This is a genomic window from Gilvimarinus algae (genome assembly GCF_030518215.1).
Taxonomy (GTDB): Bacteria; Pseudomonadota; Gammaproteobacteria; order Pseudomonadales; family Cellvibrionaceae; genus Gilvimarinus; species Gilvimarinus algae.
Window position 1 is genome coordinate 23,984 of record NZ_JAULRT010000060.1, and the last position, 18,642, is coordinate 42,625.

Below are 18,642 nucleotides of genomic sequence, written 5' to 3' on the forward strand. Positions count from 1 at the left end.
TGTCTAATCGAACATGCTCAGCAGGCTGGTCAGGGTCTGCTCGCCGGTCGCCTTGACCTGCTCGGCGGTGGCGGGGCTAAAGCCCTCGTAGGCAATGTCGTCCTGCGGCAGTTCGGCGATAAAGCGGCTCGGGGTGGTTTCCGAGACCTCGCCAAACTGCTTGCGCTTACCCGCCAGGGTGAGAGTGAGGGTGCGCTGGGCGCGGGTGATGCCCACATAGGCCAGGCGCCGCTCCTCTTCGATATTGTCGGTTTCAATGCTGTTGCGGTGTGGCAGCAGGTCTTCTTCCATCCCCACCAGGTACACATGGGGAAACTCCAAGCCCTTTGAGGCGTGCAGGGTCATAAGCTGTACCTGATCCAGGGTGTCCTCTTCTTCCTGGCGCTCGAGTAAATCCCGCAACACCAGTTTGCTGATGGCGTCTTCAATGGTGACTTTTTCGCCGTCATCGCCGCGCTCGAGCATGGTGCGAATGGAGTCCACCAGATAGCGGACGTTGTCCATGCGTTTTTCGGCCGCCTTGGCGCTGGCGGCGTTCTGGTGTAGCCAGGCCTCGTAGCCGATATCGTCCAGCATTTGTTCAATGGCGCCCACCGGGTCAGGGCCGTTGCATTTTTCCAGTACCCGGGCAATCCAGTTACTGAAAGTGCGCAGGCGTTCCAGGTTTTGCTTGGGGATGTGCCGCTGCAGGGCAATGTCATCGGTGGCCGCATAAAGGCTGATGTGCCGCTCGCTGGCAAAGCGCCCCAGCGCCTCGAGGGTGCTGGTGCCGATTTGCCGGCGCGGGGTGTTGATGATGCGCAAAAAGGCGTTGTCGTCGTCCGGGTTCACCAGCAGGCGCAGGTAGGACATCACGTCTTTGATTTCGGTTTTGCCAAAAAACGACGAGCCGCCGCTGATCTTGTAGGGCACCTGGTGCTGCTGCAGTTTGATCTCCATCAGCCGGCCCTGGTGGTTGCCCCGGTAGAGAATGGCGTAGTCGCTGAACTTGCCGCCGGTACGCAGCTTGTGGGCTAGAATTTCCGTGGCGACCCGCTCGGCCTCGGCGTCCTCGGAGGCGCATTTGACCACCCGTATCTCATCGCCCAGGCCCATCTCGCTCCACAGCGCTTTGTCGTACTCATGGGGGTTGTGGGCAATCAGGTGGTTGGCAACCCGCAAGATACGGCTGGTAGAGCGGTAGTTTTGCTCGAGCTTGATCAGGTGCAGGTTGGGGAAGTCCTCCTTGAGCAGCACCATGTTCTCCGGCCGCGCGCCGCGCCAGGCGTAGATGGACTGGTCGTCGTCGCCCACCACCGTCAGTGCGTTGCGCCCGCCCACTAGCTGTTTCACCAGCAGGTACTGGCTGGAGTTGGTGTCTTGGTATTCGTCCACCAGCAGATACTGGATTTTGCGCTGCCAGCGGGCGAGCACTTCTGGGTGACTGTTGAACAGGTGCACGGGCACCAGAATCAGATCGTCAAAGTCCACGGCGTTGTAGGCGCGCAGGGCCTGGTTGTAGCGTTCGTAAATGCGCACCATGGTCAGTTCGGCCGGGCTCTGCGCCAGCTCTTCGGCGGCCTCTGGGGTGGTCAGGTCGTTTTTCCAGTTGGAGATCTGGTGCTGTACCCGGTCCAGGTGGTCGCTGTCGAGCTCGCCGTCTTTGAGCATCAGCTCCTTGAGCAGGGCGCGGGCGTCCTCGGCATCGAAAATGGAAAAGCCCGGCTTAAAGCCCAGGGTTTTTGCCTCGCGGCGAATGATGTTGAGCCCCAGGTTATGGAAGGTGGATACGGTCAGCCCGCGGGCCGCTTGGCCGCGCACCAGCGAGCCGACCCGCTCTTTCATTTCCCGCGCGGCCTTGTTGGTAAAAGTGAGCGCGGCTATATGGCGCGCCGGCAGGTCGCACTGCTCGATCAGGTAGGCGATTTTGCGGGTAATCACCGAGGTCTTGCCGGAGCCGGCGCCGGCCAGCACCAGACAGGGGCCATCCACATAGAGCACGGCTTCGCGTTGGCGGGGGTTGAGTCGGGTCACAGGGCCTCTGGGTTACATCGAAAAGGGCGTGGCGAGCGTATAGTGAAGATGGGCATTGTAACAATGCCCGGGGCGCTAAGAAATGTCAGAGAGTGCTCCAAATTGCGTTAATTTTGTGCAATTGGTTCGCTGATGGTGTATGTTTGCTAAAGTAAGGGCATAGGTTGATTTAGGCGCAACTTCACAGTCTGGAATTTGCCCGGCGGACCAAGGGTATGGTCGCCACCATTGCGAGAGCGCGCCCATCGCAACGGCCTGAATGCGTTAGCCTCCAGCCGAGGCTGAACAGAGCACAGGCCGACCCAAAAGACGGAATTTGCATATTTTCAGGGACAAGGTAATGGCATCGAGCACCAGCGTTCTGCTGCTCAACGGTGGTAAAGAGTTGTCGGGTCAGATCAGTGGCTGGCTGGAGGATGTTGCGTCCGGGCAGTATCGGCTGGTACCCAGCGACTTGGTGGACGACGGGTTGGTCGCGCTGTTAAGCGGCGACTACGATGTGGGCATATTGTGCATTGATGACCCCAGCGAGGCCGCGCGCGATCTGCTCAGCTCGGTAAAAAATCAGTTTTGCCCGGTGCCCGTGGTGGTGCTCTCCACCCGCATGGACGAAGTGCTCGACCGCGAGGCGATTCCTGCGGGCGCGGCTGACTACCTGGCGCTGGACACGGTCAACGCCTACTGGCTGGAGCGCTCTTTGCGCTACGCCATTGAGCGCAAGCGCACCGAGCAGTATCTCGCCCGCCTGGCCCATCACGACCCGCTTACCGATATTCCGAATCGCGTGCTCTTTCGCGATCGCCTCGAAAACGCCATTCGCATTGCCACCCGCGACAAGATGCGCTTTGCGTTGATGTTTATCGATCTGGACGACTTTAAGAACGTCAACGACCGCTACGGCCACGATATTGGCGACGGCCTGATTCGCATGTGTGCCGAGCGTCTGCAAAAGCTCCTGCGCCGCAGCGACTCCATGGCCCGCATGGGCGGAGATGAGTTCACCTTGCTGTTGCTCAATGTCGAGAGCTCGTCCGATATCGCGCATCTGGCGGTCAAAATTATCGAACAGATTACCGCGCCCTACGACATTGGCGGCTATCAGCTGTCGGTGGGTTGCAGTGTGGGCATTGCCTCATACCCAGAGGCGGGCCACAGCGCCGATGCCCTGCTCAAAAGCGCCGATTTGGCCATGTATCAGGCCAAGCAGGTGGAGGGCAGCAACTTCCGCTTTTTTACCGAAGAGATGAACCGCGATGTGCGCTACCGCCTGAGTCTCGAGGAGGATTTGCGCCGTGCGGTGGAAAACCGCGAACTCTACCTGGAATACCAGCCGCGCTTTGCCGTGCGCAGTGGCAAGGTGGTCGTGCTTGAGGCACTGCTGCGCTGGAACCACCCGCAAAAGGGTATTCTCAGCGCCCACAATTTTATCTCCATTGCCGAGGATACCGGGCTAATTTTCGCCATCGGCTACTGGGCGATTCGCCGCGCCTGCGAGGACTTACAAAGGCTCAGGCGCGACTGCGGCATAGAGCTGAAAATGGCCATCAATCTCTCGGCGCGGCAGTTTCGCGATGAAGCCATGGTCCAGCAGGTGGCCAATATTTTCGCCGAAACCGGCGTCAACCCCAACCATATTGAGTTTGAGCTGACCGAAACCGCGCTCATGGAAAATATCGATATGGTCAGCCTCTGCATGCGGCCGTTGTCGTATTTTGGGGTGACGTTTGCACTGGATGATTTTGGCACCGGCAGCTCTTCATTTTTGCACCTGCAGCGCCTGCCCATTGCTGCACTGAAAATCGACTCGCAGTTTATGGCCGATTTGTTGCGCCGGCGCAGCGAGCGCCGGCTGGTAGCGGCCATGATCAACCTGGCGCACAACCTCGGCAAGGTCGTGGTGGCCGAGGGCGTCGAGTCGGCGAGCCAACAAAAATGGCTGGTCGAGGAGGGGTGTGATCAGATGCAGGGTTACTACCTCTGTGCGCCCCACGCCTACTCGCGGCTGAAAAAGGTCATCGGCGATCTTACTCTGGCGCCGATTCCCGACGACACCGAAACACCCTCGGAAGAATAGCCCCCCGGTTAAGCCCCGCTGTCATGGCCTGTCCAGCGCCCGAAAGCTCAGGGCCTCGGCCAGGTGTGCCTTTTGGATATCCGCTACCGCTTCCATGTCTGCCAAGGTGCGTGCGACCTTGAGCACCCGGTGGTAGGCGCGGGTCGAGAGCCCGAGCTTGGTCACTGCCTGCTCAAGGTAGTGGGTCTGTTCCTGGCCCAGCGAGCAGTGGGTATCAATTTCCGCCGGATTCAGTTCGCAGTTGGGTTTGCCCTGGCGTTGCAGGGCAGTGGCACGGGCGGCCACGACGCGGCGCTGGACGGTCTCGCTCGGTTCGCCCGGAGGCGCCTTGTGCAGCTCGGTGGGCGCGACGGCGGTCACCGGTACCTGCAGGTCAATGCGGTCGAGCAGCGGCCCGGAGATGCGGTTGCGGTAGCGCTGGATTTGTTCCGAGGTGCAGCGGCAGCGGTTGTCGCCACTGCCAAAGTAACCGCAGGGGCAGGGATTCATGGCGGCGATTAACTGAAAACGGGCCGGGTAGCGGGTCTGCGCCCGCGCCCGCGCAATGCGCACCTCGCCGCTCTCCAGTGGCTCGCGCAGCACCTCGAGCACCTGGCGCTGAAACTCCGGCAGTTCATCCAAAAAGAGTACGCCGCCGTGGGCCAGGGAGATCTCCCCCGGTCGAGGGTAGGTGCCGCCGCCCACCAGCGCCGGGGCGGAGGCGGTGTGGTGCGGTGCGCGAAAGGGGCGCTGGCGCCAGTGCCCGGTGCAGTCTTCACCAATCACCGAATAAATGGCGGCTACGTCCAGCGCATCGCGCGTTTCAATGGGTGGAAGTATGCCCGGCAGGCGGCTGGCGAGCATGGTTTTGCCGGTGCCGGGCGGGCCGAACATCAGCAGGTTGTGGCCGCCGCTGGCCGCGACTTCCAGGGCGCGCTTGGCCTGTTGCTGGCCGCGTACGTCGCTCAGCTCAGGGTGGTGGCGCTGGCCGTCACCGGCGGCCGGCTGCGGGCGGGGCAGGCGTTCGCGATTGTGCAGTGCCGCGCAGACGCGCAATAGGTTATCGGCGGTGCGCAGCTCGGCGCCGGTAATCGCCGCCTCGGGGCCATTGTCGGTGCCAAGAACCAGGGTGCGGCCTGCCCCGGCACAGGCGAGGGCGGCGGGCAGGGCGCCGGTGACCGGGCGCAGGGCACCGGACAGAGCCAGTTCGCCGATAAATTCCAGCCGGTTCAGCCGCTCGGCGGGAATCTGACCCGAGGCGGCGAGAATGCCAATGGCAATGGGCAGATCGTAGCGCCCACCCTCCTTGGGCAGATCGGCGGGGGCTAGATTGACGGTAATGCGGCGGGCGGGGAATTCCAGGTGACTGTTGAGAATGGCGCTGCGTACCCGGTCTTTGCTCTCTTTCACCGCCGTTTCCGGCAGCCCGACGATGGCGAGACTGGGCAGACCGTTGGACAGGTGAACCTCGACGCTGACCGGCGGCGCTTCAACACCGTGTTGGGCGCGGGTGTGAACAATAGCGAGTGACATGGGCAATCCTTTGCGTCGTGATGGTGTGTCTGCCGCTCCGGCGAGCGCGTTAGCCCGCTGCTTGGGAGGGGCGTGATCTAAAGCTAGCTGGCACTTGCCTGCGGGTCAATTCCGGCGGGTCTCAAGCTCGGTAACGCGCGCTTCAAGCGCCTCGAGCCGCGCGCGGGTGCGGGCGAGCACGGCCGCCTGGGCGTCGAATTCCTCGCGAGTGACCAAGTCCAGTTTGCGCAGGGCAGCCTGCAGCGCCGCTTGCAATTGCGGGCGCGGCAAAGCCTCGGCATTGGGCAGTCGCTGGCGCAGTTCGTCGAACACCTGTTGGGCGAAGTTCTGCATAGGGGGTCCCCGTCGGTTGAATGCCTCCTAATTGTACACGGCCAGGGTGGGCTTGTTTATCGACCTCTGACGTCAAAGGCGCCACTGCGCGTTAAAAGGCCGCATTCTGGTGCGCCGCAAGGCAACACCGGGGGGCGTATTGGGTCCGTCAATCGTTTTGGTGCACAAATGGTGCGCTGTATTTTTTCTGTGGCACGGTTTTGGTGCGTGTCGCCGGGCTCCAGCTCTGTATGACCCGCTGAAAATCCCCCGATATTTTCCTAGAGGCTTGTTTTTCTGGGCTTTTTTTTAATTGGCCTGCTCTGTGCAAAGTTGTGATCGAGTACACAGCAAAGGGCGTGGAGCCTCTTTATGGGTCTGCTCTCCTGTTTATGTCGCTGTTTTGCGGGGTGAACAGGCCGTCTTTCCAGTGTTTCCCGCACTCTCGGGTGCGGGTTTTTTTAGGAGCACAATAAATGAAATTGGTAACAGCGATTATCAAGCCGTTTAAGCTCGATGTGGTGCGCGAAGCGTTATCCGACATCGGTGTGCACGGTATGACAGTCACCGAAGTGAAAGGCTTTGGTCGACAGAAGGGCCATTCAGAACTGTACCGCGGCGCTGAATACGTCGTCGATTTTTTGCCCAAAACAAAGGTGGAAATTGCCGTCAAAGAGTCGGAGCTTGACTCCGTGGTCGAGGCCATCTCCAAAGCTGCCAACAGCGGCAAAATTGGGGACGGCAAAATTTTTGTATCCGCACTTGAGCAGGTACTCCGGATTCGCACCGGAGAGACCGGCGACCAAGCGCTTTAAAAACGACATTTACAACAAACGGGGATTAAGCAATGGAAAATAATATTTTTCATCTGCAGTACGCCATGGACACCTTTTATTTCTTGGTGTGTGGCGCACTGGTAATGTGGATGGCAGCGGGTTTTGCCATGCTCGAGTCTGGCCTGGTACGTGCCAAAAACACCACAGAGATTTTGACCAAGAACGTCGCTCTGTATTCCATTTCGTGCATCATGTACATGGTGTGCGGTTACGCCATTATGTACGGCGGTGACATCTTCCTGTCTGGTATCCAGAATGTCGATGTCGCTGGCACTTTGTCTGATTTTGCCGGCCGTGAAGATGGCTTCGAAGGCGGCTCTATCTACTCAGGCGCCTCTGACTTCTTCTTCCAGGTGGTGTTCGTGGCAACGGCGATGTCGATTGTCTCTGGTGCCGTGGCTGAGCGTATGAAGCTCTGGGCCTTCCTGCTGTTCGCGGTTGTTATGACTGGCTTCATCTACCCGATGGAAGGCAGCTGGACCTGGGGTGGCAACGACGTCTTCGGCATGTTCAATCTGGGCGAACTGGGCTTCCTCGACTTTGCCGGCTCTGGCATCGTACACATGGCCGGTGCTGCGGCTGCTCTGGCCGGTGTGATCCTGCTGGGTGCCCGTAAAGGTAAATACGGCCCCAACGGCGAAATCCACGCGATCACCGGTGCCAACCTGCCTCTGGCGACCCTGGGTACCTTTATCCTGTGGATGGGCTGGTTTGGTTTCAACGGCGGTTCTGTGCTTAAGCTGGGCGATATTTCCAACGCCAACGCTGTGGCTATGGTGTTCCTGAACACCAACGCGGCGGCGGCCGGTGGCCTGGTAGCAGCGCTGATTGTGGCTCGCATCCTGTTTGGCAAAGCTGACTTGACCATGGCCCTGAACGGCGCTCTGGCTGGTCTGGTGGCTATTACTGCCGGTCCGGACACCCCTTCTGCCCTGGCCGCAACTCTAATCGGTGCTGTGGGCGGTATCATCGTGGTCTTCTCCATCATCGCGCTGGACAAGCTGAAAATCGATGACCCGGTCGGTGCCATCTCTGTGCACGGTGTCGTGGGTCTGTTTGGCCTGCTGGTGGTTCCGGTTACCAACGGTGATGCCAGCTTTGTTGGCCAGATCGTCGGCGCGCTGACCATCTTTATCTGGGTCTTCGTTACCAGCCTGATCGTCTGGAGCATCATCAAAGTGATCCTTGGCCTGCGCGTTAGCGAAGAAGAAGAGTACGAGGGTGTGGACCTTGCCGAGTGTGGCATGGAAGCCTACCCCGAGTTCACTTCATCCAAGTAAGTCTCGGGCGTGACGGTCTGGCAGTTGCCGGGCCGTCGCACTGTAGGCCCCTCTCGCTTGGCGGGATTTTCCGGTGAGAATGGGTAGAGGATGATTTTCCCGCTTCTTGCGTGTATCTTTACCCTAACCTGAATCGGGCGGCGGCATCGCAGCCGGCTTGCCCTCCGCAAAGCTGAGACCAAGACGAAAAAGGAACCCATAATGAAACTGATTACTGCTGTCGTAAAACCGTTCAAGCTCGATGATGTTCGCACCGGGCTGTCTGAGGTCGGTGTTCAGGGTATGACCGTGACCGAAGTCAAAGGCTTTGGTCGGCAAAAGGGCCACACCGAGCTGTATCGCGGCGCGGAGTATGTGGTCGATTTTCTTCCCAAGGTAAAAATTGAGTTGGCGGTGGACGATTCCATGGTGGATCAAGCCGTTGAAGCCATCACCAAGGCGGCGCAAACCGGCAAAATTGGTGATGGAAAAATCTTTATTACGCCTCTGGAAGAAATTATTCGTATTCGCACCGGCGAAACCGGTTCGGAAGCGATTTAAGCCCGCCGGGCAATGCCCTCAGGCTAAAAAAAGCGCCCTACCGGGCGCTTTTTTTATGGGGTTTTGTTAGCGCTGGTTCTCAGGGAGCTCGTTGAGCGCCTTGCTGATCAGACGCTGGTAGCGCTTGTGCTGAAAATAGAAAAACGTTGGCAGTACGATCAAGAGCATAATCAGCGCGGCCGTATCTCTGGTTAATGAGAGCAAAGGGGCGAGCCAGGCCATAAACACCGCAGAGACGGCGAACATTATGCCAAAGTGCAGCAAGTTGCCGCGCCAGCGCTCAAGCTTGTGGTCTGTGCCAAACGCCCTGGCTTTGGCCTCAGTCAGCCTGCGTTGCTGCTCTGGCTCGGGTAAGCCCTGAAGTTGGGGGAACTGGCGAACTTCTCTTTGTGAGCCCATAAAAAGCACCGGAAAAAACGCGAAGTCTACCCTCAGCGCTGCCACTAGGCAAAAAATTCTTAGCAGGGTTTTGTAAATAACTAAATTGAAAGCCCCTATCTCGGCTAATAAAAAACTGACCTAAAAAAGGCAAAAAAAACCTGTGACCTGGGGTTTTTGTTGCGCTATAAAGACACAAAAATAAGGCAAGAAATAAAGGGGGTTGCGCGGCCTTTTGGGGGTCAGACACCTTCGATGTTTATGCTGGCGAGTTTGTAACAACCGTTCTGTGAGAGGTGTTATTATGGCGAGTCAATATGAGCTGGATGAAGATCGCGATCTGGATCAGGATGATGATATCGAAGTGAGCGATGAAGAGGTTAGTGCGGCCGATGACAGTAAGGCTCAGCCGTTGGAAGACTTCAGTATCGCCTCGCGCGAGAAACTGCGCACCGAGTTGTCTCAACAAATAGAGGCGTACCTGGCCCGCGGAGGCAAAATCAACGAGGTGCCCAATCGCGCCGCGAGCGATAGGCCGAGTAAACCTGCCAGCGAATACACCGGCAGCTTGATGTAATGAATGTGTCACAAGAGCCCGGCATTGCCGGGCTTTTTCATTATTGGCGGCGCTGCTTTACTGCCGGTGCTTCGTAAAGCTTGGCCGGCTCGCTTAACCGAACAACAAAAAGCCCGCGCCCACGGTCGACAGCAGCACGCCAATGATCATCAAGAGTCCGTCGCGGGCGACCAGTGCCAGCGCCAGCAGCACTAAAATCCCCGATGGGATAGCGGCGGCAAAGGGAATAGGCCCCAGCGGTATCAGGGAAATAGCCAGCGCAATGGACAGCACAGCAATGCAGCGTGCGCCCACTTTACCGGTCATAAAACGGTAGCGCGGTTGCACTACTTTATCGATTCGTTTTGTCACCGGTCGGGAGGATTCCAGCAGGCTGACAAATTTTTCACGGCTAACGTCCACCCGCGCCAGTCGGCGAGGTATCCAGGGCGCGCTTTTCCCCCAGAGCATTTGCAAACTGAAAAACAGAATCAGTATGGCGCAGACGACCGGGACACCCGGGATGCCGCCGGTGGGCAGGAAAGTGATCAGCGCCGGCAGCAGTAGCAGCGGACCAAAGCCGCGATCTTTAAAGGCCTCAATCAGGTTGCCGACGTGCAGCCGCTCACCCTGTTCGGCCTGTTCAATCAAGTCTATGGTTTGTGTCAGGTTTTGCCGGCGCGACTCTTCCATGGCTGGGCCCCTTACTGCTCGTGGTTAACCGACCAGACATTGACCTCGTGCTCGGCCGCTTCTTTGCTCAGGCCATAGCGCTCGCGAATGGCACCCACGAGCTTATCGCGTTTGCCCAGTACCTTTTCGATGTCGTCATCGGTCAGCCGGCCCCATTGCTCGCGGGCGCGACCTTTGAGCATTTGCCAGTTGCCTTCAATTTGTTCAGCGTTCATACGGGTCTCCTGCGTACGTGAGTGAATGCCAAAGGCCATGTGCAAGGAATGAACCAGTTACAAAGGCGAGTGCAGCCCCCGTGTTTACTGGGGGTGGGTGTCTGTCGGAGGGGGCGGCTTGTTAGAAAATTTACAAGGGCATTGTCAATCGCGCGGTTGGCGCAGCAGCACGGCGGCGCGATAGGTGTGGGTACCGTAGCCCAGCAAGGTGGGCAGTTTGGCCAGCGGTATGGGCATATGGACATTGTCGATGGCGCTGCGCAGCTCGGCACTGTCCACGTCCGGGTCGTTGATATAGGCGAAGCGATCGTCCATGGCCACCAGCCAGACCCAGTGGGGGGCCTTATTGCGGTTGAGTTGGTAGGTGCTGATCAGCAGCAGTATTTCATAGCCTTCGGCCATGCACTGGCGCAATTGGCGCGAGTCGATGGTCGTGACCTCCTGGTCGATGGCATTGCGGCCGAGCGACTCGACAAAGTGGTTGTGAATCAGTTCGATGACCTGCTTTTTTTCGGGGTTGCGCACACTGTCAATAAAGGGAATGCGATCGCTCGATTGCAGCAGGCGAACATCAAAGCCCCGGTTGCTCAGTGCCAGGGCCAGCCCTTGCGGCGAGCAGCCGCCGTGCCCGCGCGTCATAAACACGGTGGTGGCTTCGCGCCAGAGGTCGATCTCGTCGATGCGGCTGAACTGACGGCCTGGCTCAAGGTGGGACATGGCCATAATGGCCGCCGCCGGGCCGCAGGTAAACTCCGTGGTCTGGGCGTAAAAACTACTGCGCTTGCTTTTTGCCAGATCCCGGGCGAGGCGCTTTTCCAAACGCAGGGCATCGCCGCCATCTTCGTAATACTCTTCGATCCGCTTGATGGGCCGATAGCCCAGCGATTCGTAGAGGGCGATGGCGCTCTGGTTGTGAATAGCCACCTCCAGTCGCAGAAACAGGGCGTCGCGATTCATGGCCACGGTTTCGGCTTCGGTCATCAGCTGGCGGGCCAGCCCCTGCCCGCGGCAGGAGGGGTCCACCGCCAGAGAGTAAATACGCGCCAAAGATGTGCCGCGGCGAAACAACAGCAGCACGTAGGCGAGCGGCGTGTCGCCGATCACCAGAATCTGGTTTTGCTCGGTTTCGAGAAAGTGGCGAAAGCTGCGACGACTGATACGATCGGACGTAAAACAGCGATTTTCCAGCGCTACCAGAGCGTCGAGATCGGCGCGGGTAGCCGGACGAATTGCCATAACCATAAAGGCCTTAAAAAAGCTTGCGAATCTCTACGATTTTGCCACACTGGCGCATTCACGCAAGCGCCGATTTAGGCTCACCTCGGGGTTACGGAGGGCAAGAACGCCAATGACCCAACTGAAAATCATCGTTGAAAAAATGTCCGACTGGGCGGGTTTCTACCCTTCAGCCGACGTGGTGCTGGCCAGTGATTACCTGGCCGATGTGAACTCCCCGGAGCGCTGTCGGGTGATCAATCTGTGTCGCCAGTACGACTATTTGTCGACGGGTTACTACTGCTCGCTGCTTGCCGAGGCGCGTGGCCAGCAGGTTCTGCCCTCTGTGAAAACCGTGCGGGATTTGTCTCGCCGCCAGTGGCTGGGGGTGTTGGCGCTGAACCCGTCGACCGATAAACACCTGACTGAGTTGGCCGGCAGCGCCAGCGAATTTAGCCTGGTGATTTGTTTTGGGCAGTGCGCCCACGAGGCGCTGGCCGATTTGGCCCGGGGCCTGTTTGAGCAGATTGCCATGCCGGTCATGCGCGCGCAGTTTGTGAAAAAGGGCACTTGGCGTTTACAGTCGCTGGAATCGGTTGCCATCCCTCAGCTCAATGAAGATGATCAGACCTTGTTTGCCAACGCTCTGGACGGCTACAGCCGGCTGATCTGGCGCAAACCGCGCGGGCGCAAGCAATACAAATATGACTTGGCGATACTGCTCGATCCGGAAGAGAAATTTCCGCCCAGCAACTCGGTGGCGATCAAACGTTTTATTAAGGCCGCGGCCAAGCATGGCATTTTGGCCGAGCCCATCGGCCGCAAGGACTTTTCCCGTTTGGTGGAATACGATGCACTGTTTATTCGCACCACCACCTCGGTAAACCACTATACCTACCGCTTTGCCCGCCGCGCTCAGGCCGAAGGGCTGGTGGTGATGGATGATCCGGATTCCATTTTACGCTGCACCAACAAAGTCTACCTAACCCAGTTGCTCAGCACTCACAAGTTGCCCATGCCGCCCACGCGTATCCTCACCAAGGCGGATTTGGGGAAAGAGCAGGCGCTGATCGACGAGCTGGGTTTGCCCGTGGTATTGAAGATTCCCGATGGCTCTTTTTCGGTGGGTGTTAAAAAAGCCAACACTTTAGAAGAGTTAAAAACCACAATGCGCGAAATGTTTCAGGGCAGCGCCCTGTTGTTGGCGCAGGGTTTCTTGTACACCGAGTTTGACTGGCGCATCGGTGTGCTCAATGGCCAGCCGCTTTATGCCTGTCGCTATTACATGGCAAAAAATCACTGGCAGATTTACAACCACTCGGCCAAGGGGTCGGCCTCGGGCGGCTTTGATGCCATGGCGACCTTTGAAGTGCCCAAGCCGGTGCTCAAGGCGGCAGTCAATGCCTGCAAATTGATTGGTGACGGCTTCTACGGGGTGGACGTCAAGCAAGACGGGAAAAACGTCTACATCATCGAAGTCAACGACAACCCGTCAGTGGAGTCGGCCGTGGAAGACAAATACCTCGGCCTGGAGCTCTACGAAGCGATTATGGGCGAGTTCAAGCGTCGGCTGGATGCCATGGGCTAGCACAAGATGAGGCAGGTGTTGTGCTGAGCTGGTGGATGATCGCCCCGGCCTCGGCGGTGATCGGGGCGCTTTGCGGATTTATCTCCCGCTCGGTGCTAAGCGGTATCCTCGCTGCCGCCATTCCCTGGTTGGCGCTGCTCGTCGCCTTGGTGTACTCGGTATACTTTGTGCCCTATGGCGGCGGTGGTGCAGTCTTCTGGCCTCTCGCTCAGCTGTTTGGCGGCTCGCTTGCGGCCGCCTCAGGCTACGCCGGTTTTACCCTGCTAAAGTGGTTGAAACGGTGATTATGGGGTAGTATCGAGCCATAATTATCGATAACAACCGAGCCGGAACCCAGTGGATGAAAGAGCGCAAACCCACGTCCTTTGATATTGCCTATCGCGCCGGGGTGTCGCAGGCCACCGTTTCCCGCGCCCTGAGCGACAGCCCGCTGGTGAATGAAGAGACCCGCCGCCGGGTGAAGGACATTGCTCGCGAGCTCAACTACAAAGTCGACAAAAACGCGCGCAACCTGCGCTCGCAGAAAACCAAAACCATCGCCCTGCTACTGAATGAAGATCATGGTACCGGCGACTCTCTGATCAACCCGTTTTTCCTGTCTATGGTGGCGAGTATTATTCGCGCCAGCGCCAACCGCAATTACGATTTATTGGTGTCTTTCCAGCAATTCAGTGATGACTGGCACGCTGACTATGAAGACGCCAACCGGGCCGATGGCATTATCTTTCTCGGCTATGGCGACTACACCACCTACGTGAAAAAACTCACTCATCTGGATGAGCAGGACGCTCACTACATTACCTGGGGACCGGTGCTTCCGGGCCAGCCGGGGGTGTCCATTGGCTGTGATAACTTCAACGGCGCGCGCAAAGCCGTGGAGCATTTGCTGACGCTGGGACACAAACGGATCGCCTTTGTCGGCGGCATTTCCGACGGTAGCCCGGAGTTTAAGCGCCGCTACGAGGGTTACAGCGAGGCGCTTAGGGCTGCAGGTATCGAGGTGGACCCGGCTCTGCAGATGGACGCCGAAACCTCGGAGGATGCCGGGTATCAGGCCGCCCTCGTTTTGCGCGAGCGCGGCGCTGCCTTTGATGCGGTGCTCGGGGCAAGTGACTTGATTGCCATTGGCGTCATGAAGGCCTTGGAAGAAGCGGGCGTGCACATCCCGAACGATGTAGCGGTGATGGGCTTTGATGACATTCCGATATCCGCCTACACCTACCCACCCTTGTCGACGGTGCAGCAAAACACCCGTCAAGCCGGCGAGCTTTTGGTGGAGAATCTGCTGAAACTCATGGAAGGCGAAAAAGTAGAGTCTTTTCTCATTCCCGCGGATTTGGTGATCCGCGGCTCCTGCGGGGGAAGGCCCCTCTCGCAACATTAAAAGTCCCTTACGGAACACTAATTGCTGATACCCCGAGAGTCACTTCTCTAGGAGTACAGCGTATGTTGAACAGTGGTAGGGCAATAGGCGGCTGGGCCCGGGCGGGCTATGCCGCGCGAGGACTGGTGTATCTGCTGGTCGGTGGGCTGGCGCTGCTGACGCTGTTTGGTGTTGGCGGGCGTACCACCGACAGTCGCGGGGCTTTGCAAACTTTAGCCGACGAGCCCTTCGGCAGTGTAACTCTTACCATTGTTGCCATCAGCTTGGTGGGCTACGCGCTCTGGCGCAGTATTCAGGCCTTCGCCGATGCCGATCAGCACGGCAGCGATATGAAAGGTATAGGGATTCGCGCGAGCTTATTCATCAGCGCCATTATTCACGTCGCTTTAGCGGTGTTTGTGGCGAAGCTGCTGTTGGGTTCCGGCAGTGACGAGGGGCAGGGCTCACAGGGTATGGCCCAATGGGTAATGCAGCAGCCGTTCGGGCAGAGCTTACTCGCGGTGACGGGGGCTTTGATTATGGTCGCTGGCGTTGCCCATACCATCAAAGGCTGGCGTGAGCAGTTTGCCAAGCACCTGAATATGCGCGACTCGCTCAAAACCAAACTCTACCCGGTGTGCCGCTTTGGTCTTATCAGCCGGGGTGTGGTGTTGGCTATTATCGGCAGCTTTTTTATCTGGGCCGCACTGCAGGCCGATGCCTCCGAAGCCCAGGGCGTCGCCGGGGTGATGGAGTTTCTGCGCCAGCAAGTCTTTGGTCAGGTGTTGCTCGGTGCCATGGCCCTAGGACTCATGGCGTTCGGCTGCTACAGCCTCATTTTGAGTCGCTACCGCCGGCTGGGCATTCGGGGGGCTTAGCATGAGTCAGTCGTTTGCCAGTGCCCGGGCGAAAAAGTGGTTCGACCGGGTCAGTCAGTCCCCGCACATGTTGTGGTTGATTGGCGTTCTTTCGTTTCTCGAAACCATCATCATCCCCATACCCATCGAGCTGGTACTGATTCCTTTGATGGCGGCCAACAAACACCGAATTTGGCGCATTGCCACCGCTACCACCGCCGGTTGTCTGCTGGCTTCACTGATTGGTTATGGCGTGGGCGCTGCGCTCTTTCAGTCGGTCGGTCAGTGGGCGGTGGACACCATGGGTTGGCAGAGCGCCTTTGATGACTTTCAACGTTTTTTCGACACGCACGGCTTTGGCGCTGTGTTGTTGGTAGGCATACTGCCTATTCCTTTTCAGGTCGCGATGATCACCGCAGGAATGACCGGCTACCCCATTGCCCTGTTTGTCCTGGCGGCCTTGTTGGCCCGGGGCATTCGCTATTATGGCCTTGCCTTTCTGGTTAAACGCTACGGTAACGCGGTTGTCGACATGTGGCAGAAGCGGGCTCTCACAACCAGCCTAATCGCGGCCGCGGTGGTGGCATGTCTGTATCTATTGTTACAGTTTTTGGCAGGTAAAGTACTTTAGCACTCACCGGGTGTAGAGGGTAGCTGTGCTTTACGCCATAGCCACCGCTGCCTACACTAAAGCTTTACCATAGTAGCCTGGCGGTGTTTGCCCGGTTTTGGTGGGTTTAACTGTTACCTTTCCCAGAGACGCGCTCGCGCGGGCAAAGGGCACTACCGAGGCTTTAAAGGATGCAGCTTGCCAACGCCAAGAGAAAAGGGATGTCGATTCGCTCGAAAATTGCTCTGGCGAGTCTGGTGGCGGTGACCTTGGTATGGACGGTATTGGCGGCGCTCAGTTATACCGCTACGGGGATACTGCTTGATGTCACCAGCCGCGCGCTCTTTTCCGCCGCCACCAATGAAATCTCCCTGCAAATCGAATCCAGCTACCAGCCGGTGCAGAACACGACAGTGTTGTTGGCTGATAGCCGGCTGGTAGCGGCCACCGATCTCAACGAGCGGCTTGAGAGCTTGCCGCTGCTGGTGGGCATGCTGCAACAGCATCACGAGGCCCTGGCGATACAGGTTGGCTATGACAATGGCGATTATTTTATCGTGCGCAAGCTGCTTGAGCCGACGCTGCGCGAGCGATTGGGGGCGCCGCCGGAGGCAGGATACACCGTTGATCATTTTCGTGGTGATAGAGCCAGTGAGCCACTTCGGTCGTTTTACAGCAACGCCTTGGCGCGCCTGGGTGAAATGCCTTTGACCGGGGACGGCTACGACCCGAGAGTGAGACCCTGGTACCGCGATGCCCAGGCGAGCCATTCAGTGACCACTACCGCGCCCTATGTGTTTTACTTTATGCGCGAGATTGGCGTCACCATCGGTAAGCGCTCTGCCGATGGCCGGGCCGTGGTGGCCACGGATCTGGCGTTAAATTCTATTTCCCGCTACCTCTCGCGTCAGCGAGTTACACCCGGCACCGAAGTGCTGCTTCGCGGTGGCAATGGCATTATTGCCTGGAGCGGTGACGATGTCTTACTGGAAACCGGTGACGAGCTACGCCAGCGCCGTCTCAGTGATTTTGACCGACCGCTGTTCAAAGCTCTGTCCGCCGGACAGTCGCTGCCGGGTTGGCTTATTCATCGCGAGCCCATTGCCTTTGCCGGAGCAGAGGCGCTGGAGCTGGTGATTGCGGTCCCCGAGCATGAGTTGATGGCGGAGTTTTCCGGTATTCGTCGTCAGGTTCTGTTGTATGCTTTTGTTTTGCTGATTCCGCTGGTGCCGTTTGCCTGGTGGCTAGCGAGCCGGCTTACCCGCTCCATTCGCGAGTTGCACGCCGCCGTCGAGGCCGTGGACCGGGAGAGCTTCGAGCTGACCTTGCCACCGGTGCGCGGCAACGACGAAGTCGGAGCGTTAAATCTGGCATTGGGCGCCATGAGCGACGCACTCAGGCATTATATTGCGGACCTGGAAGTGGCGACTCAGGCGCGGCAAAAGCTCGAAAGTGAATTGGATATTGCCCGGCGTATTCAAATGGATCTGGTTCCCGGCGGCGGCGAGCTCGCCGCCAGCATCGGCCGCGACCAGCTCTATGCCTGCTTGCGACCGGCACGCGCCGTCGGCGGTGATTTGTATGAGATGCAGGCGCTGGACGACGGCCGTTATTTTTTGGCGGTAGGTGACGTGTCGGATAAGGGCATGCCGGCCGCGCTGTTTATGTCGCGGGCCGTGGCACTGGCAAAAATGTTGGCGCCTGCAGCGGGCTCGGCTGCCGCTTTGCTTGAGGCTTTGAACACCGAGCTGGTCAAAGGCAACGAGTCGTGCATGTTTATTACCCTTTTCTGCGGTTTCTATGAGCCGGAAACCGGGACACTGCAGTTCTCTTGCGCCGGCCACAACCCGCCGGTGTATATCGGCGACGACGGACCGCAGTTGCTCGAGCTGGATTCCGGCACGGCGCTCGGTGTATTCGAAGGGGTGATCTACCACGATCAGCAAATGACGCTCGCCTCTGGTGAAGAGCTGTGTGTCTACACCGATGGTATCACCGAGGCGTTCAATACTCGCCGTGAGGAGTTTTCCGAGCAGCGGCTGTTGGGCGTGTTGAGCAGCGCCGAGAGCGAACAAGGTTCCGCGCGCGGTCACGGCGAGAGCATCCTGCAGGCGGTCACCGCTTTTGCCGCCGGAGCGGCGCAGTCAGACGATATTACATTGATGATATTGCGGAGGCACTGATGCGAGAACAAATCCAGTCACTGACCCTGCAGCGAACCGACGAGCTGGATGGCCTAATGCATCAACTGCGTACTTTGGCAGCGCGGGATAAGTTGCCTGAGCCACTCATTACCGACATTATGGTCATCGCGGATGAAATCCTCAGTAACTTGCTCAAGTATGGCGGCGGCGACCGGCTCGAGCTGAATTTGTACCGACGCCCCGGCGATATTGAACTGCTGTGCATCGACAATGGCACAGCGTTTAACCCTCTGCTGGCAGACAGGCCAGACCTGGATTTACCTATTGAGAAGCGCGAGATAGGCGGCCTTGGTCTTGAGCTAGTGCTCGCGATGACGGACACGCAAGATTATCGCCGCGAAGCGAATCAGAATTTTTTAACACTTACATTACCCTTGCCTTAGCAGAGTTGGGAGA

The 18,642-nt window shown here is 58.3% G+C and carries 19 protein-coding genes; 12 read left to right on the top strand and 7 right to left on the bottom strand.

Annotated features, from left to right (window positions below; translation table 11 throughout):
• Window positions 1–3: 3 nt before the first annotated feature.
• Window positions 4–2,013 carry a DNA helicase Rep gene (gene rep / locus QWI16_RS12765; protein ID WP_302713723.1) on the bottom strand — a complete coding sequence of 670 codons (2,010 nt, stop codon included), beginning with the start codon at window positions 2,011–2,013 and terminating at the stop codon, window positions 4–6.
• Between the two features lie 340 nt (window positions 2,014–2,353).
• Here rep and QWI16_RS12770 point away from each other — a divergent pair, with 340 nt between their 5' ends.
• Complete coding sequence (locus tag QWI16_RS12770) at window positions 2,354–4,087, top strand: EAL domain-containing protein (RefSeq protein ID WP_302713726.1); 1,734 nt, start codon at window positions 2,354–2,356, stop codon at window positions 4,085–4,087.
• A gap of 21 nt (window positions 4,088–4,108) precedes the next feature.
• Here QWI16_RS12770 and QWI16_RS12775 read toward each other — a convergent pair whose 3' ends face one another.
• The gene (locus QWI16_RS12775) at window positions 4,109–5,599 is read right to left on the bottom strand and encodes a YifB family Mg chelatase-like AAA ATPase (protein WP_302713728.1); all 1,491 of its coding nucleotides are present in this window, start codon (window positions 5,597–5,599) and stop codon (window positions 4,109–4,111) included.
• Between the two features lie 105 nt (window positions 5,600–5,704).
• Window positions 5,705–5,932, bottom strand: a complete 228-nt coding sequence (locus QWI16_RS12780) for an accessory factor UbiK family protein (protein ID WP_302713730.1) — start codon at window positions 5,930–5,932, stop codon at window positions 5,705–5,707.
• Window positions 5,933–6,387: 455 nt separating this feature from the next.
• On the opposite strand from QWI16_RS12780, the gene QWI16_RS12785 reads away from it, so the two are divergent.
• The 3 genes from QWI16_RS12785 to QWI16_RS12795 all read left to right on the top strand — a co-directional run bounded on the left by QWI16_RS12785 (window position 6,388) and on the right by QWI16_RS12795 (window position 8,567).
• Window positions 6,388–6,726 (top strand): P-II family nitrogen regulator, encoded by a 339-nt coding sequence (locus QWI16_RS12785; RefSeq protein WP_020210978.1) that lies wholly within the window; start codon window positions 6,388–6,390, stop codon window positions 6,724–6,726.
• A 32-nt stretch (window positions 6,727–6,758) separates the two neighbouring features.
• The gene (locus tag QWI16_RS12790; protein WP_302713734.1) at window positions 6,759–8,027 is read left to right on the top strand and encodes an ammonium transporter AmtB; all 1,269 of its coding nucleotides are present in this window, start codon (window positions 6,759–6,761) and stop codon (window positions 8,025–8,027) included.
• A 201-nt stretch (window positions 8,028–8,228) separates the two neighbouring features.
• Window positions 8,229–8,567, top strand: coding sequence for a P-II family nitrogen regulator (locus QWI16_RS12795; protein WP_020210976.1), 339 nt, complete (start codon window positions 8,229–8,231; stop codon window positions 8,565–8,567).
• 66 nt (window positions 8,568–8,633) lie between these two features.
• Here the strand turns inward: QWI16_RS12795 and QWI16_RS12800 are convergent, their stop codons facing one another.
• The gene (locus QWI16_RS12800) at window positions 8,634–8,966 is read right to left on the bottom strand and encodes a hypothetical protein (protein WP_302713737.1); all 333 of its coding nucleotides are present in this window, start codon (window positions 8,964–8,966) and stop codon (window positions 8,634–8,636) included.
• A 283-nt stretch (window positions 8,967–9,249) separates the two neighbouring features.
• Between QWI16_RS12800 and QWI16_RS12805 the strand changes: the two genes are divergently transcribed.
• Entirely contained in the window at window positions 9,250–9,522 is a 273-nt protein-coding gene (locus QWI16_RS12805) for a hypothetical protein (RefSeq protein ID WP_302713739.1), read from the top strand.
• Between the two features lie 93 nt (window positions 9,523–9,615).
• On the opposite strand, the gene QWI16_RS12810 is transcribed toward QWI16_RS12805, so the two are convergent.
• The 3 genes from QWI16_RS12810 to QWI16_RS12820 form a co-directional block, all read right to left on the bottom strand.
• On the bottom strand, window positions 9,616–10,194 hold the full coding sequence (locus QWI16_RS12810; RefSeq protein ID WP_302713741.1) for an exopolysaccharide biosynthesis protein: 579 nt from the start codon (window positions 10,192–10,194) through the stop codon (window positions 9,616–9,618).
• A gap of 11 nt (window positions 10,195–10,205) precedes the next feature.
• Window positions 10,206–10,409 carry a CsbD family protein gene (locus QWI16_RS12815; protein WP_302713743.1) on the bottom strand — a complete coding sequence of 68 codons (204 nt, stop codon included), beginning with the start codon at window positions 10,407–10,409 and terminating at the stop codon, window positions 10,206–10,208.
• A gap of 144 nt (window positions 10,410–10,553) precedes the next feature.
• Window positions 10,554–11,645, bottom strand: coding sequence for a GNAT family N-acetyltransferase/peptidase C39 family protein (locus tag QWI16_RS12820; RefSeq protein ID WP_302713745.1), 1,092 nt, complete (start codon window positions 11,643–11,645; stop codon window positions 10,554–10,556).
• A 112-nt stretch (window positions 11,646–11,757) separates the two neighbouring features.
• Between QWI16_RS12820 and QWI16_RS12825 the strand changes: the two genes are divergently transcribed.
• The 7 genes from QWI16_RS12825 to QWI16_RS12855 all read left to right on the top strand — a co-directional run bounded on the left by QWI16_RS12825 (window position 11,758) and on the right by QWI16_RS12855 (window position 18,629).
• Window positions 11,758–13,212, top strand: a complete 1,455-nt coding sequence (locus QWI16_RS12825) for a RimK family ATP-grasp domain-containing protein (RefSeq protein ID WP_302713746.1) — start codon at window positions 11,758–11,760, stop codon at window positions 13,210–13,212.
• Window positions 13,213–13,232: 20 nt separating this feature from the next.
• Window positions 13,233–13,496, top strand: coding sequence for a hypothetical protein (locus QWI16_RS12830; protein ID WP_302713747.1), 264 nt, complete (start codon window positions 13,233–13,235; stop codon window positions 13,494–13,496).
• A 56-nt stretch (window positions 13,497–13,552) separates the two neighbouring features.
• Complete coding sequence (locus QWI16_RS12835; protein ID WP_302713749.1) at window positions 13,553–14,596, top strand: LacI family DNA-binding transcriptional regulator; 1,044 nt, start codon at window positions 13,553–13,555, stop codon at window positions 14,594–14,596.
• A gap of 62 nt (window positions 14,597–14,658) precedes the next feature.
• The gene (locus QWI16_RS12840; protein WP_302713751.1) at window positions 14,659–15,453 is read left to right on the top strand and encodes a DUF1206 domain-containing protein; all 795 of its coding nucleotides are present in this window, start codon (window positions 14,659–14,661) and stop codon (window positions 15,451–15,453) included.
• Window position 15,454: 1 nt separating this feature from the next.
• The gene (locus QWI16_RS12845) at window positions 15,455–16,063 is read left to right on the top strand and encodes a YqaA family protein (protein WP_302713753.1); all 609 of its coding nucleotides are present in this window, start codon (window positions 15,455–15,457) and stop codon (window positions 16,061–16,063) included.
• A 200-nt stretch (window positions 16,064–16,263) separates the two neighbouring features.
• On the top strand, window positions 16,264–18,225 hold the full coding sequence (locus QWI16_RS12850; RefSeq protein WP_302713755.1) for a SpoIIE family protein phosphatase: 1,962 nt from the start codon (window positions 16,264–16,266) through the stop codon (window positions 18,223–18,225).
• The gene (locus QWI16_RS12855; protein WP_302713757.1) at window positions 18,225–18,629 is read left to right on the top strand and encodes an ATP-binding protein; all 405 of its coding nucleotides are present in this window, start codon (window positions 18,225–18,227) and stop codon (window positions 18,627–18,629) included. Before QWI16_RS12850 ends, QWI16_RS12855 begins: the two co-directional genes overlap by 1 nt.
• The last annotated feature ends 13 nt before the right edge of the window (window positions 18,630–18,642 follow it).